General features: G+C 50.3%; 16 protein-coding genes and 5 tRNA genes. 15 read left to right on the top strand and 6 right to left on the bottom strand.

Annotated elements, in window-relative coordinates:
- Positions 1-53: 53 nt before the first annotated feature.
- From CWE14_RS00800 to CWE14_RS00790, 3 genes are read left to right on the top strand one after another with little or no spacing between them, the layout of a single operon-like run.
- Positions 54-374, top strand: coding sequence for a DUF883 family protein (locus CWE14_RS00800; RefSeq protein ID WP_126788332.1), 321 nt, complete (start codon positions 54-56; stop codon positions 372-374).
- Position 375: 1 nt separating this feature from the next.
- Positions 376-891 carry a phage holin family protein gene (locus CWE14_RS00795; protein WP_126797636.1) on the top strand — a complete coding sequence of 172 codons (516 nt, stop codon included), beginning with the start codon at positions 376-378 and terminating at the stop codon, positions 889-891.
- 54 nt (positions 892-945) lie between these two features.
- Complete coding sequence (locus tag CWE14_RS00790; protein ID WP_126797635.1) at positions 946-1278, top strand: hypothetical protein; 333 nt, start codon at positions 946-948, stop codon at positions 1276-1278.
- Between the two features lie 74 nt (positions 1279-1352).
- Here CWE14_RS00790 and CWE14_RS00785 read toward each other — a convergent pair whose 3' ends face one another.
- The 3 genes from CWE14_RS00785 to CWE14_RS00775 form a co-directional block, all read right to left on the bottom strand.
- Positions 1353-2285 (bottom strand): M14 family metallopeptidase, encoded by a 933-nt coding sequence (locus tag CWE14_RS00785; RefSeq protein ID WP_126797634.1) that lies wholly within the window; start codon positions 2283-2285, stop codon positions 1353-1355.
- 79 nt (positions 2286-2364) lie between these two features.
- Entirely contained in the window at positions 2365-2643 is a 279-nt protein-coding gene (gene ppiC / locus CWE14_RS00780; protein ID WP_126797633.1) for a peptidylprolyl isomerase PpiC, read from the bottom strand.
- A gap of 69 nt (positions 2644-2712) precedes the next feature.
- On the bottom strand, positions 2713-3138 hold the full coding sequence (locus CWE14_RS00775; protein ID WP_198676503.1) for a secondary thiamine-phosphate synthase enzyme YjbQ: 426 nt from the start codon (positions 3136-3138) through the stop codon (positions 2713-2715).
- Positions 3139-3278: 140 nt separating this feature from the next.
- Between CWE14_RS00775 and CWE14_RS00770 the strand changes: the two genes are divergently transcribed.
- On the top strand, positions 3279-4733 hold the full coding sequence (locus CWE14_RS00770) for a catalase (RefSeq protein ID WP_126797632.1): 1455 nt from the start codon (positions 3279-3281) through the stop codon (positions 4731-4733).
- Between the two features lie 41 nt (positions 4734-4774).
- Here the strand turns inward: CWE14_RS00770 and CWE14_RS00765 are convergent, their stop codons facing one another.
- Positions 4775-5854, bottom strand: a complete 1080-nt coding sequence (locus tag CWE14_RS00765; RefSeq protein ID WP_198676502.1) for an endonuclease/exonuclease/phosphatase family protein — start codon at positions 5852-5854, stop codon at positions 4775-4777.
- 99 nt (positions 5855-5953) lie between these two features.
- Between CWE14_RS00765 and CWE14_RS00760 the strand changes: the two genes are divergently transcribed.
- A complete protein-coding gene (locus tag CWE14_RS00760; protein ID WP_126797631.1) occupies positions 5954-6499 on the top strand; it encodes a DUF2058 domain-containing protein in 546 nt (181 codons plus the stop codon).
- A 60-nt stretch (positions 6500-6559) separates the two neighbouring features.
- Here the strand turns inward: CWE14_RS00760 and CWE14_RS00755 are convergent, their stop codons facing one another.
- The gene (locus CWE14_RS00755; protein WP_126788340.1) at positions 6560-7021 is read right to left on the bottom strand and encodes a hypothetical protein; all 462 of its coding nucleotides are present in this window, start codon (positions 7019-7021) and stop codon (positions 6560-6562) included.
- Positions 7022-7319: 298 nt separating this feature from the next.
- On the opposite strand from CWE14_RS00755, the gene CWE14_RS00750 reads away from it, so the two are divergent.
- The 3 genes from CWE14_RS00750 to ychF are packed head-to-tail and all read left to right on the top strand — an operon-like array spanning position 7320 to position 9687.
- Positions 7320-7970: a 50S ribosomal protein L25/general stress protein Ctc gene (locus tag CWE14_RS00750; protein WP_126788341.1), complete on the top strand. Its 651-nt coding sequence runs from the start codon at positions 7320-7322 to the stop codon at positions 7968-7970.
- A 20-nt stretch (positions 7971-7990) separates the two neighbouring features.
- Entirely contained in the window at positions 7991-8584 is a 594-nt protein-coding gene (pth, locus tag CWE14_RS00745) for an aminoacyl-tRNA hydrolase (protein ID WP_338022814.1), read from the top strand.
- Positions 8585-8595: 11 nt separating this feature from the next.
- Entirely contained in the window at positions 8596-9687 is a 1092-nt protein-coding gene (gene ychF / locus CWE14_RS00740) for a redox-regulated ATPase YchF (RefSeq protein ID WP_126797630.1), read from the top strand.
- A gap of 63 nt (positions 9688-9750) precedes the next feature.
- On the opposite strand, the gene CWE14_RS00735 is transcribed toward ychF, so the two are convergent.
- Entirely contained in the window at positions 9751-10653 is a 903-nt protein-coding gene (locus tag CWE14_RS00735; RefSeq protein WP_126797629.1) for an EAL domain-containing protein, read from the bottom strand.
- 224 nt (positions 10654-10877) lie between these two features.
- Between CWE14_RS00735 and CWE14_RS00730 the strand changes: the two genes are divergently transcribed.
- The 7 genes from CWE14_RS00730 to CWE14_RS00700 all read left to right on the top strand — a co-directional run bounded on the left by CWE14_RS00730 (position 10878) and on the right by CWE14_RS00700 (position 13593).
- Positions 10878-12260: a class II fumarate hydratase gene (locus CWE14_RS00730; RefSeq protein WP_126797628.1), complete on the top strand. Its 1383-nt coding sequence runs from the start codon at positions 10878-10880 to the stop codon at positions 12258-12260.
- Positions 12261-12309: 49 nt separating this feature from the next.
- Positions 12310-12972, top strand: coding sequence for an SDR family oxidoreductase (locus CWE14_RS00725; RefSeq protein ID WP_126797627.1), 663 nt, complete (start codon positions 12310-12312; stop codon positions 12970-12972).
- A 145-nt stretch (positions 12973-13117) separates the two neighbouring features.
- Positions 13118-13194, top strand: a tRNA-Met gene (locus CWE14_RS00720).
- Between the two features lie 8 nt (positions 13195-13202).
- Positions 13203-13287: transfer RNA gene (locus CWE14_RS00715), tRNA-Leu, on the top strand.
- A 14-nt stretch (positions 13288-13301) separates the two neighbouring features.
- Positions 13302-13376, top strand: a tRNA-Gln gene (locus tag CWE14_RS00710).
- 41 nt (positions 13377-13417) lie between these two features.
- A tRNA-Gln gene (locus tag CWE14_RS00705) sits at positions 13418-13492 on the top strand.
- Between the two features lie 14 nt (positions 13493-13506).
- Positions 13507-13593, top strand: a tRNA-Leu gene (locus tag CWE14_RS00700).
- Positions 13594-13607 lie beyond the last annotated feature (14 nt).

The following is a 13607-nucleotide window of genomic DNA, read 5'->3' as shown; positions in this document are numbered from 1 at the left end:
CCAAGGGATGCATGCTAAATAACTGCATTGAATTTCAGTTACGAGGAGTTCCCATGGCAGCAAAAAAGGAAAGTACCGCAAGTAATAAAGCCAATGACGCCGCAGAAAGCGCGCATGAAGCGATTGAAAAGGCTAAACCGGCAGATGACTTTGTTCGTCGCGCTGCTGATGCAGCCCATGAAGGGGTTGATCGCGCCGCTGATTATGCCACCCATGCTGCCGATTCGTTGAGCAGTAAAGGGCAACAAATTAAGCATAAAGAGGAAGAATGGGTGTCAAAAGTAAACCAATATGTGCAGCAAAACCCGGTTACAGCGCTGGGGATTGCCGTCGCTGGTGGTTTCTTGATCAGCCGTATTCTGAGTAACCGTTAAGTTGGAACAGGACAAACAGCAGGCGGGTCCGCAAGGGCCCGCTTCTTCAACCAATCAGACGCCAGATTCAGCCATCGGTGATGGTCTGTTGAAAGAAGCCCGCGCCGTTATTGACGAATATCGTTTATTAGCGCGTGACCATATCAGGTTAGCGGCACTGGAGACTCGCCAGGCGGGTGAAAGTATAGTCCGCATGGTGGTAACCGGAATGGTGGCCGGCGGTGTTGCAGCAATGACCTGGATAGCACTGGTTGGAGCTGCCGTTGCCTTTGTGGTAGAAAATGACTGGCTCAGCGCCAGTGCTTGTTTGCTGATCACAGGACTGTTGCATGCCGTCGTCGTAGTGATGCTGGCCTTTGTTATCCGTAAGCAAGGTCGGGGGCTACTATTTTCTGCCTTCGTCCAGGAACTGGACCCGCGGTTGACCGGTGAAGCTGACGAAGAACGACCTGAAGCACAGACCACACCAGCGCGAAAGCACGCTGAACAAAAGGCTAACTCGGATCCCACACGCTAGCTATTGCAACTTATTATTGCAACTTATTACAGCGCCATTTAAAGGAAAATACTCATGCCCGGTTTGCTGACACTGTTTACTTCAAAGCGGACTATCCTCGAAATCAGCGACGCGAAGCGCGAGTTGCACTTGCGCAAGAAACTGGTTAGTGCGCGCCGGCGCATGCTGCGCAGCCATATTCGTTCCGCCCTGGCCTCAAAAAAGGCACTCGGGGTAGCTGGTGCCTCTGGTTTTATGATTGGCCAGCTAAGTCAGAATCGCTACTGTAAAGACTGCGGCAAAGCGCATACCTCAGTCGATGCCAGCCAGATAGTGCGAACGGGTTTAAGAATTTATACCCTGACCCAAACTGCTAACTCGCTGGCCGACTTTTTTACTCATGACTGACATACCATCATGATTCAGTCCGCCAGCCGTTAGTGACCGCCCTAACTAACGTATGACGGCTAACCTATGACAGCCTATCGTAGAAAATCCAGCGCTCCTGTCACCGCGGCTACCTGAGCATTCACACACTGCTCTGGAGTAGCGTTTGCACTGTCAGGGTAAACTTCAGTGGTGGTCACGAACTGAGCCTGACTTAATCCCATACAAAGGCCCAGTGGCTTAGCCTCATATTCGACTACACCAGGTTGTACCATCGGCGTTCCGATAAGACGACCTTCCTCATCCGGCTCTGCAATATGTGTCACCTGCTCCACTGAACGAATAATGGCGGCTTGAAACTCTGGCTGTAATTGCGCGCTATTGCCGACCAGATAAAATCCATCCGGGATGTTCCAGTTGGTATTGAGCTTGCCGTCGCGCGCCGCCAAAGCCGGTCTGAATTCGCTGTTGTCGGTGTCGGTGGTCTCATGCAAATCAATATGCGCCAGCAAATCGACGTCCAATGACTGAATAAATTCCATCACTTGCGCCGCTTCCGGCGCCGGGCTGTCGGCTATAAATGAGCGGTTTGGGTCAACGGCGAAGACGTTCCAGCGATTAATGGTTTCGTAGCCCCATGGGCTAATACAGGGTGCCACAATGATATTGAAGTCAGCACTATAGTCTTCGGCATGCAGCTCCAGAAAGCGCAATGCTCCATGCACGCCACTGGTTTCATAGCCGTGTACGCCTCCGGTGACCAGAATCGTCGGCTTGTCTAAATCAAAGTCAACCGTGGTTAGTGCGTACAAGGGATAGCAGCTTGCGCCTTGTGCCTGATAATCCAGCTCGCCATACTGGTGCACATCGAAGCGCCCGGCAAGTCGCTCGATCTCACTCACCACCTCGTCCTGATACGAGCGTTTTACCTCTTGTGCAGCCAGCCAGTCGGCTTTTTCCTGTGCGCCCCAGGGTTGCCCGGGTGTACCAATTGCATATCTCTGTTCGCTGGTTATTTGTGTACTCATTATTCTTGCTCGCTGTGTAGTCGCATAGAATTGTCTATGCGTAATGAATTTTAAATGATTGCCGTCGCTTAGCTGCGGCTTAACTACGGTATAAAGTCTTAATTAAATGGTAGCCAAACTTTGTTTTAAGCGGACCATGCACGGTTAAAACCGGTTTGCTAAAGACCACCTGATCAAATGCTTTTACCATTTCACCGCGGCGAAACTCACCGAGGTCTCCGCCCCGTTTCGCCGACGGACAAATAGAATGTTTTTTCGCCAGCTGATTAAAATTGGCGCCTTCATCCAGTTGTTTTTTAAGCCGCTGTGCTTCAGCCTCGGTTTTTACCAAAATATGCAGTGCGCAGGCTTTCGCCATCAGCGTGTTCCTTCTTCAGTGATGCTACAAATAAAGCTCAATCCAGTTCGCCGACCGATTACCCGCTATCTACTTTGTACCTTGAACAGTTAAGATCAGCGACCGTCCCTCAGCATGGTCCCGATGTTCACCCAGATAGATGCCTTGCCAGGTCCCCAAGCCCAGACGCCCCTCGACAATGGGAATCGAGACCTGACACCCCAGTAAGCTAGATTTGAGGTGTGCAGGCATGTCGTCGTCGCCTTCGTAGACGTGGGTATAATAGGGCTCATTCTCCGGAGCAAGCCGGTTTATATAGGCTTCAAAGTCTGTGCGTACACTGGGATCAGCATTCTCATTAATACTGATCGAAGCCGACGTATGTTGCAGAAACACATGCAATAACCCTGTCTGTGGCATCGTCACCGCCCGCAGTGCCTTTTCAATGGCGTCGGTAATGAGATGAAAACCACGCGGTTTTGCCGCTAACCTGAGATCAGTTTGCTGCCAAATCAATTGAACCCCTTTGCCCGTATCGGAATGCTTTGATGACCCTAAGTGTAACAAGGAATTGCTGCTATTTGCGAGATAGCGAGCTGCTGTCTACAGTTAGTTTCAGGCTCACAGTGACAACTTTCATCCAAATGGAGCACCCGATGACAGACAGCAAAAAATTCACCACCACAGATTCCGGCATGCCGGTTAATAGCGATGAACACTCGCTTACGGTTGGTCCCGATGGACCAATTGTGCTGCATGATCATTATCTGATTGAGCAAATGGCCCAGTTCAACCGCGAACGGATCCCCGAACGGCAACCTCACGCCAAAGGGGCCGGTGCCTTTGGCTACTTTGAAGTGACCCATGATGTTAGCCAATACACCAAGGCAGCCTTTCTGCAGCCAGGTAAACGCACCGATACGCTGGCACGCTTTTCGACGGTAGCTGGCGAACGTGGCAGCCCTGATACCTGGCGTGACCCACGCGGATTTGCATTGAAATTCTACACCGAAGAAGGCAACTACGACCTGGTCGGCAACAATACGCCCATCTTCTTTGTTCGTGACCCACTGAAGTTTCAGCATTTTATCCGTTCACAAAAACGTCTTGCTGCTAATAATCTGCGTGACCACGATATGCAATGGGACTTCTGGACGCTGTCACCGGAATCAGCCCATCAGGTCACCTATTTAATGGGCGACCGTGGTATTCCTAAAACCTGGCGCCACATGAATGGATATGGCAGCCACACCTACATGTGGGTCAATGCCAACGGTGAAAAGTTCTGGGTCAAATACCACTTTCATACCGATCAGGGGGTAGAAAATCTGACCGAGGAAGAAGCGGGTCGTATTGCCGGGGACGAAAGTGACTACCATACCAAGGATCTGTATGAGGCGATTGACAGCGGTGACTGTCCGAGCTGGACCCTTCATGTTCAGATCATGCCGTTCCATGAGGCTGAAAACTATCGTTTTAATCCGTTTGATTTAACCAAAGTATGGCCGCACAAAGACTACCCACTGATTGAAGTGGGCAAATTTGTACTGAACCGCAACCCAACTGATTTCCACACCGAAATAGAACAGGCTGCATTTGAGCCTAGTAGCCTGGTCCCGGGGATTGGGCTCAGCCCCGACAAAATGCTGCTGGCAAGGGTCTTCTCCTATTCCGATGCCCATCGCGCCCGGCTCGGCGTCAACTACAAGCAGATTCCGGTGAATCAGCCCAGGTCCCCCGTGCATAGCTATAGTAAAGACGGGGCGATGCGTACTCAGAATGTCAGCGATCCGGTTTACGCGCCTAATTCCAAAGGCGGTCCACACGCCGACCCGTCACGCAATCAGAATGATGATACCTGGCATTCGAGCGGAGACATGGTGCGTCAGGCATATACCCTACGTCAGGATGATGATGACTGGGGCCAGGCACGCGCCCTCGTTCGTGAGGTCATGAGTGAAGAAGAACGCTCACGACTGATTGATAACGTTATCGGGCACCTGAAAAAGGATGTGAAAGAACCCGTGTTAAGCCGGGCCTTTGAGTATTGGCGAAATATTGATACTGAGGTCGGTGAACGAATCGAGAACGGCTATCGTCAAAATGACTAAATAGCGGTCCTCCGCTACTATTACTAACAGAACGGCGTCTCTCAGGAGGCGCCGTTGCCATTTTCGACCTGCTCTATCTTCTCTTCAGCCCAGGCTTTCTCGTCACCTTCTAAATCCAGTCCATCCTGTTCGTTACGACGCGAAGGTGCCAGCTGAAGCTGCGTATAGATAGGAAAATGATCCGACCCCATTGGCGGTAACCGGCAAAGTTTAACCAGGGTAAAGTGGTCACTATGAAAAATATGGTCCAGCGGCCAACGAGCAAACCACCACTTAGCATGAAAGCTATTCCACATCCCACGCCCTACCCGCGGATCAAGCAAGCCACTGACTTTGCGAAATAAACGCGTGGTTGCCGACCATGCAACATCATTCAAATCGCCAGCGACAATCGTCGGTACATCCTTCTGCTGCTGCCGCTCACGAATGTACTTTGCCACCCGCATCAACTCGCCATCACGCTCAGTCGATTCGTCGTTTTCAGTCGGGCTCGGTGGCGCGGGATGAAGAAAATGGATCCGCACAGGCTGTCCGGCCAGGCGAACCAGGACATGGATCGAGGGGACATTGTCCTCGACCAGAAACTGCAGCTGGCTATCTTCAAAGGGCAATCTGGAGTAGACATGCATGCCATAGAGGTTATCCAGTGGACATTTCACACTGTGCGGATATTGTTCAGTTAAGCTTTCCAGCTGTTCTTCCCACCAGTCATCCGATTCGAGTGTCACCAATAAATCTGGCTGCCATTCATCGACCAGTTTTAATAGCCGTTTCGCCTCGCGGTTCGGGGTTAGCACATTGCAGCAGAGTAAACTGACCCGGGCACTGTCTTTAGCCGGTTTAGCCCACTTCACTTCCGCTGACGCCAGTTTGGTATAGGGGTAAATCCACCATCCCTGAGCCAGCAAAAAGAGCGCCGTCATTGCAAGCGGCAAGTACGAAATAGTCTGAGTCAAATCGAGCACGAAAAGCTCAACGATAAGTAGCAGGCAACCTAAACAAAACGTTTGTAAACGAGGAAAGTCGAAAACACGTATCCACCAGGCTTCATGCCGACTGAAAGGAATAACCACAAACGCCAACTGAAATAAATTTACCGCAATTAAAATAGCAATATACAAAACAAGCGTGCCCCATGAATGACCAGAATGTGAACGTTACAGCATAGGCCAACAACTGATACAATGGTACCAATCTAAACAGTTTGAGTGCGACTTACTATGGGTAAATCATTGGCAGATCAGTTGCTTGGTGCAGGCCTGGTGGATGACAAGAAACTAAAGAAGGTAAAGCAGGAAAAGCGTAAAACAAAAAAACTTGAGCGCAGTGGTATTGCGGTGGAAAAAGACAACACGGCAGAGCGTGTCGCCGCTGAACGAGCCGCAAAAGCGGAACGGGACCGCGAGCTTAACCAGCAACGTAAGAAAGCTGAACATGCCAAAGAACTTCGTGCCCAGGCCATGCAAATGTTGCAGCAACACCAGCAACCCTACGCTGGCGACATTCGTTTCAACTTTGCCGATCCGCGCAGCAGTAAAGTACACAACCTGATGGTCAGCTCATCGGTACAAAACCACCTGGCTAAAGGCAACCTTGCTATATGTGAGGGAACGCAGGGGTTTGTAGTGGTTCCACGAACGATTGCAGACAAAATAGCAGAACGCTTTGCTGAAGCGGTTATCTTTATAGCGTCACAAGATAGCGAGCAGCCAGCAGAAGATGATCCCTATAAAGACTACCAGGTACCAGACGACCTGATGTGGTAGTTGGGTAAAAAAACAGGCGCTCAAAGCGCCTGTGTTGTGTTGCCTAACCTAGTTCACCGGTTAGCTCGCTGGTTGATTGTACATTTCGATAACGATTTGCGGACTACTGCCCATCATCAGATATTGTACTTTCAGGTTTTTTGCACTGCTAACATCCCCAGGCACGACATCAAATGCCAGTCCGTTGCCATTCTGTGGTACTGAAACCTGAGTCAGGCTGCGTACAGAGTTGTATTCACCGACCAGGTCAGCCGACGAGGCGCCATTGACCTCATACACATTGACGCTATGTTCAAAATTGCGCTCAGTCATGGCAGTAATTTCGACCTCGCTACCAGCGGCGATGCCATTGAGCGTAAAGCAGTTTGCCCACTGCCCTTTTTCATCAAGCTGCAGCTCTACTGGCTGACGATCCTGCAGTTCGACACACTGACCTAAATCCTCCACTGCTGAGGCCGTCCCCACGGCCATTAAAGTTCCAACTGATAGTGCTAGCACGGTTGCGTTAAGAGATTTTTTCATAGTTCTACACCCTTTTTACTTACTTTATTATAATGTCTTCTTCGCTTTCGGTTTTATCGAAGCTAGGCCTCTGCTGCAATAGCTAGAAATGTAAAGGTTGCTAAGCTGTTGCAAACACGTGAATTATTTTTTAACCAACTCACCCTTTTGGGTGACATTTGCAAAACCCATGATCGGACTCTGGTAACTCAATTGCCTTTGGATCTGCGCAGTGGTATTATTCGCCGCCCCTTAAATAGGGGACCGAGCCGGCTTCTGGTCGCGGTTGTCGGCACATACACATTTTTGGAGAATTCAAATGTCTCAACCTAATTATGCTTTTAATGCTGAAATCCGTACCGACATGGGTAAAGGTGCGAGCCGCCGCCTGCGTCGCGAAGGTAAAGTTCCAGCAGTTTTATATGGCGCAGGCAAAGAAGCCGTAGCACTGACTTTAGAGCACGATAAAGTCAACAATGCCGCTGATCACGAAGGTTTCTACTCGCACATTCTGACCCTGACTATCGATGGCAAGAAAGTAGAAGCAATCGTTAAAGATATGCAACGTCACCCGTTCAAACTGAAAATCCTCCACCTGGATTTCCAGCGCGTTGATGCTAAACAGGAACTTCACACTAACGTTCCATTGCATTTCCTCAATGAAGAAGATGCACAGAAAGCTGGCGGTGTTATCGTTCACCATCTGAACGAAGTGGAAATCACTGTATTGCCAAAAGATCTGCCTGAGTATATCGAAATCGATCTGGCTGGCATGAACGTTGGTGATAACATCCACCTGACCGATCTGAAACTGCCTAAAGGTGTTACTTTAGTTGAATTAACTAAAGGTGATGACCACGATCAGGTAGTAGTGACGGTTTCTGCGAAGAAAACTGAAGCGGAAGAGACTGCTGACGACGCTGCTCCAAGCGAAGAAAGCGACGCTGACGAAAGCGCAGATAAAGAGTAATCCTCTTACATCAGGACTGTATGTTGACAGCAAACCTGAAGTTAATCGTGGGCCTGGCGAATCCAGGCCCCGAATATCAACACACACGGCATAATGCCGGAGCCTGGTTGGTCGACTCAGTCGCCCGACGCTTTAACACCACCCTGTCCCCCGATAGTAAATTCTACGGTCTCAGTGGACGCCTGAGCGCGCCCTATGCTGATACCCGCCTGCTGATCCCCACCACCTATATGAACCGAAGTGGTAAAGCGGTAGGTGCCATGGCAAACTTTTTTAAACTCACTGCAGACGACATTCTGGTCGTTCATGATGAGCTCGATTTGCCACCTGGAGTAGCGAAATTTAAAACCGGTGGCGGTCATGGTGGTCACAATGGCTTAAAAGACATCATCTCCGCGCTGGGTGGCGACAATAGTTTTCATCGGCTGCGTATTGGTATCGGACATCCCGGACACAAAGACAAAGTGACCGGCTATGTACTGGGCAAAGCGCCGCAGTCCGAGCAGCAATTGATGGACAGTATTGTCGATGACGCCGCACGTAGTATTGAAATTGTTTTGCGTGACGGTTATACCGCGGCAAAACAGTATTTACATTCGATCAAAGCAGAGTAACAGGAACAATTATGGGTTTTAAATGCGGTATCGTGGGTTTACCAAACGTTGGTAAGTCGACCCTTTTTAATGCACTGACCAAGGCTGGCATCGATGCCGCAAACTTCCCGTTTTGTACCATCGAGCCCAATACCGGGGTCGTCGCTGTACCAGACGAACGTCTTGACGCCCTGGCCGCGATCGTAAAACCACAGAAAATCATTCCTACCACCATGGAATTTGTGGATATCGCCGGATTGGTCAAAGGGGCATCAAAAGGCGAAGGGCTGGGTAATCAGTTCCTTGCCAACATCCGCGAAACCGATGCCATCGGTCATGTCGTTCGTTGTTTTAACGATGAGAATGTGGTCCATGTGAATGGACGCGTCGATCCGTTGGAAGACATTGATACCATTAATACCGAACTGGCACTGGCTGACCTGGATTCAGTAGAAAAATCGATTCACCGCTTAGGTAAGAAAGCAAAAGGCGGCGACAAACAGGCGAAAGCTGAAATTGCAGTGTTGGAAAAACTACTGCCTACACTGGAAGAAGGCAGTATGGCGCGCAGTGTCACTCTGACCGACGATGAGCGCCGCACCATTCGCTCTCATAACCTGTTAACCCTAAAGCCAACCATGTATATCTGCAACGTGGCTGAAGACGGCTTTAGCGATAATCCGATGCTTGAGCAGGTGCAGGAAATTGCCAGCCGCGAAAATGCGATTGTGGTTCCGGTCTGTGCGGCCATCGAAGCTGAAATTTCAGAGCTTGATGACGCTGACAAAGAAGAATTCCTCAGTGAAATGGGTTTAACTGAGCCTGGTTTGAATCGTGTTATCCGTGCAGGCTATGAATTATTGAACCTGCATACGTACTTTACCGCTGGCGTCAAAGAAGTGCGTGCCTGGACCATTCCGGTCAATAGTACCGCTCCCCAAGCAGCCGGTAAAATCCATACCGATTTTGAAAAAGGCTTTATTCGCGCTGAAATTGTTGGCTATGATGATTTCATTGATAATAATGGAGAACAAGGTGCAAAAGACGCTGGTAAATGGCGTCTTGAAGGCAAAGAGTACATTGTCAAAGATGGTGATGTTATTCACTTCCGCTTTAATGTTTAAAGTAAATGTTTAAGGTGAACGTTTAAGCTGAATGTTTAAAGCAGCGCATACAACAGCCACCACTCAGGTGGCTGTTGTCATTTCCTCTTTAACTTCCTCACTATCATCAGTCGCCGGGTCCGCTCGTTGCTGGCTCAGCCAGCGCAGAAAATCCGCTTCAGTTAACGGTTTCGAAAAGTAATACCCTTGCAGATAATCACAACCCGCCTGTTGTAAAAGCCGCTTGGTCTGAGCGTCTTCGACGCCCTCTGCTACCACCTGTAAGCCCAGACTATGAGCAAGTTCAATAACTGACTTTAGCATCATCCACCACCCCCGACCCTGGTCCTTTCGGTTGCCGCTTTCAGCAGCAGATTTTACTTCTGCCTCCAGCGCCTGAACCAGACTTCGATCCAGCTTCACTTCGCTGACTGGCAACTGACCCAATTGCATCAAATGCGCATGGCCACTGCCAAAGTCATCCAGCGCGACCTTAAAGCCCGCCGCAATCAACTCTGTCACATGTTGAGCTGCCAAGGCCGGATCGCGCATAGGTGCCGTTTCAGTCACTTCCAGCGTCAGTTGAGCAGGCTCAAGACCGTCCATCACCGCCGCCCGGGTCAATTCTCGCAACAGGTAGGGATGCTCGAGGTCAAGCACTGAAATATTAATTGCCAATTGCACTCTAAACCCCAGTTGACGCCATTTAAGCAGGTAGGCGACCGACTGGCGAATGACCCATAGTGTTATTCGGTGAATAACACCATATTGCTCTGCCAACGGAATAAACTCAGCGGCACTGACATTGCCAAGCGCTGGGCTATACCAGCGCAACAAGGCTTCTACTGCATACAGCCTGCCATTTCGGCCATCCATCTGAGGTTGAAAGACCAGGCTGAATTCCTGATCGAAATCGGCGCGCCGCAATGTTGATACGATGCACTCTTGTCGTTTTAACCGTTGCTTATCAACCAACCGTCGATACATCCTTGCATGCTCCCGTTAGCGACTGAATTTAAAAGATAAAAGTGCAGGCCTTGAAGCCAGTCAAATAAACTCTAAGCTTACTGCTAACGTCTGGTTAAAAACAGCTGGTAAGGGTAGGATGCGTCAATGTCCTACAACATTGCCCCTCTCGACCATCGGCTGGGACAGATACTCTGCGACCAGGTTCGTTACATCCAGGTACTGCGCAAAAAAAGGAAGTCAGAATGAAAGAAGCTCGCCTTGAACACGATAGTATGGGGGACGTAAGCGTCCCCGCAGATGCCCTGTATGGGGCACAGACGCAGCGCGCCATCAACAACTTCAAGCTCAGCGAATTGCGCATGCCATTCGCTTTTATTCGTGCCGTTGCATTAATTAAATACTGTGCAGCGGAAGCCAACGCTGAACTTGAATTACTAAGTGCGGACAAAGCTGACGCAATTAAGCAGGCCGCATTAGAAGTTTTTGAAGGCCAGTGGCAGAAGCAGTTCCCGGTCGATATTTTTCAGACTGGTTCCGGCACCAGTACCAATATGAACGTGAATGAAGTGCTCGCTCAACTAGCCAGCCGCGGCTCAGGCCTGACCATCCATCCAAACGACGATGTAAACCTCGGACAAAGTAGCAACGATGTCATCCCTACTGCGATTCAGATATCAGCAGCGCGACGTATCACGCGTAAACTGCAGCCTGCCCTTTCCCACCTGGAAAGCGTTATTCTGAGCAAGGCTGACCAATTGCATGACATCGTTAAGACAGGTCGAACTCACCTGATGGATGCCATGCCACTGACCATGCAACAGGAATTACAAACCTGGGCCTTTCAGGTCAAACAGTGTCAGCAACGACTGGATGCCCTCCTGCCCCAGCTTCAGGCACTGCCGCAGGGAGGGACAGCAATCGGCACGGGGATTAATTCACATCCACAGTTTGCCGAACGGTTCTGCGCCAGCCTGACCAGCTTTACTGAAATGGAGTTTGTTGAAAGTGAGAACAAGTTTGCCGGCATTGCGTCGCAGGACTTATCGGTTGCGACCATGGGCGAACTGGCTTCGATCGCCTCCTGCCTGATGAAAATCAGCAATGACTTACGCTGGATGAATAGCGGCCCGCTCTCCGGATTGGGCGAAATTGAACTGCAGGCATTGCAGCCCGGCAGCAGTATTATGCCTGGTAAAGTAAACCCGGTGATACCAGAAGCAGTCGCAATGACCTGCGCGCAGGTATTTGGCAATCAAACCACGGTTAGTATCGCGGCTCAGTCCGGCAACTTTCAGCTCAATGTGATGTTGCCGGTCATCGCTTACAATTTACTGCAAGCGACAGAGCTCATGACCAATGCCAGTTATGCCCTGGCTGATCAGGCAATCCAGAGTTTTACTGCTAACCAGCAACAGGTGCAGAAGGCGCTGGATAAGAATCCAATTCTGGTCACTGCCCTCAATCCGGAAATCGGCTATGAAAAAGCTGCTGAAATTGCCAAAAAGGCCTATCAGGAAAAACGGCCAGTGCTGGACGTTGCCGATGAAATGACGGACCTTGGCCGTGACCGACTCAGCAGCTTGCTCGACCCGAAGAAACTGACCAGCGGTGGATTAGCAGAGTAATTTGTCTGCTCTACACCTGGCTGCTTGCAGTCCAACCTAAGGAAGTTTTATGAGTCATGTTCTGATTACCGGCGCCAACCGTGGAATTGGTTTGGCCCTATGCAAACACTATAAGAAAGCGGGCTATCAGGTCATCGCCGTATGTCGTACCCCGTCAGATGAGCTCAAAGCGCTGGCGGTGAATATCATTCAAGGAATCGATGTCACCGACGCCTCCCAGCTACTTTCGCTGAAAGCTCAACTGGGCGATACACCGATCGATATTCTAATCAACAATGCGGGCGTCTTAACCCGGGAAAATCTTCAACATGCGCCAGCTGACGATATCACCCGCCAATTTCAGATCAACGCACTGGCACCTCTGCAGCTCACACTGGCCCTGCTACCGCTTTTAAACAAGGGCAGCAAAGTCATTATGATTACCTCGAGAATGGGCTCAATGACGGATAACGGGAGTGGCGGTTACTACGGCTACCGCATGTCCAAAGCCGCGCTCAACGCCGCTGGCGTTTCACTGGCGCGTGATTTGAACGCGCAGGGCATTGCCGTCGCTTTGCTTCACCCCGGGTTCGTGCAAACCGAAATGGTCGGAAATCAAGGGGATATATCAGCCGATACGGCAGCAGAACGACTAGCCAAACGAGTGGACGATTTGTCGTTAAGCAGCAGCGGACAGTTTAAACACAGCAACGGGGACGATTTGCCGTGGTAACTGTTGCTCTTTTCATCAGTTCAGTGCTTTTTTGAGCAGTTAGACGTGAAAATAGCTTTTTTTTAGCGAAAGGTGTTGACCCGCCCGCACCTAATTCGCATAATACGCGCCGTTGCTCAGCGAGCACGACAACAACTTGATTTAAGGCTACGTAGCTCAGTTGGTTAGAGCACATCACTCATAATGATGGGGTCGCAGGTTCGAATCCCGCCGTAGCCACCAATCAAATTGCGGACGTGGTGGAATTGGTAGACACGCTGGATTTAGGTTCCAGTGCCGCAAGGTGTGAGAGTTCGAGTCTCTCCGTCCGCACCAAAGTTGCATACCGTTGGGGTATAGCCAAGTGGTAAGGCAGCGGGTTTTGATCCCGCGATTCCCAGGTTCGAATCCTGGTACCCCAGCCACTTGCAATGTCGTTGCGAACTGAATACCGACCAGATACTGTTGGGGTATAGCCAAGTGGTAAGGCAGCGGGTTTTGATCCCGCGATTCCCAGGTTCGAATCCTGGTACCCCAGCCATATCACTCTAAGTTGCGGTGGTGGCGGAATTGGTAGACGCGCTAGCTTCAGGTGCTAGTGTCCGAAAGGACGTGGGGGTTCAAGTCCCCCCCTCCGCACCAACTTAGAATTGCTT

Source organism: Aliidiomarina soli (assembly GCF_003986975.1).
GTDB classification, from domain to species: domain Bacteria; phylum Pseudomonadota; class Gammaproteobacteria; order Enterobacterales; family Alteromonadaceae; genus Aliidiomarina; species Aliidiomarina soli.
Note: the sequence above shows the minus strand (reverse complement) of the source record. Positions and strands in the feature narration are given on the sequence as shown.

Bases quoted from the DNA above. Each gene is read 5' to 3' on its own strand.
- CWE14_RS00730 (WP_126797628.1), top strand. From the start codon at position 10,878: ATGAAAGAAGCTCGCCTTGAACACGATAGTATGGGGGACGTAAGCGTC.
- pth (WP_338022814.1), top strand. From the start codon at position 7,991: ATGTTGACAGCAAACCTGAAGTTAATCGTGGGCCTGGCGAATCCAGGC.
- CWE14_RS00760 (WP_126797631.1), top strand. From the start codon at position 5,954: ATGGGTAAATCATTGGCAGATCAGTTGCTTGGTGCAGGCCTGGTGGAT.
- CWE14_RS00755 (WP_126788340.1), bottom strand. From the start codon at position 7,021: ATGAAAAAATCTCTTAACGCAACCGTGCTAGCACTATCAGTTGGAACT.
- CWE14_RS00725 (WP_126797627.1), top strand. From the start codon at position 12,310: ATGAGTCATGTTCTGATTACCGGCGCCAACCGTGGAATTGGTTTGGCC.
- CWE14_RS00790 (WP_126797635.1), top strand. From the start codon at position 946: ATGCCCGGTTTGCTGACACTGTTTACTTCAAAGCGGACTATCCTCGAA.
- CWE14_RS00785 (WP_126797634.1), bottom strand. From the start codon at position 2,285: ATGAGTACACAAATAACCAGCGAACAGAGATATGCAATTGGTACACCC.
- ychF (WP_126797630.1), top strand. From the start codon at position 8,596: ATGGGTTTTAAATGCGGTATCGTGGGTTTACCAAACGTTGGTAAGTCG.
- CWE14_RS00770 (WP_126797632.1), top strand. From the start codon at position 3,279: ATGACAGACAGCAAAAAATTCACCACCACAGATTCCGGCATGCCGGTT.
- CWE14_RS00800 (WP_126788332.1), top strand. From the start codon at position 54: ATGGCAGCAAAAAAGGAAAGTACCGCAAGTAATAAAGCCAATGACGCC.
- CWE14_RS00750 (WP_126788341.1), top strand. From the start codon at position 7,320: ATGTCTCAACCTAATTATGCTTTTAATGCTGAAATCCGTACCGACATG.
- CWE14_RS00735 (WP_126797629.1), bottom strand. From the start codon at position 10,653: ATGTATCGACGGTTGGTTGATAAGCAACGGTTAAAACGACAAGAGTGC.
- ppiC (WP_126797633.1), bottom strand. From the start codon at position 2,643: ATGGCGAAAGCCTGCGCACTGCATATTTTGGTAAAAACCGAGGCTGAA.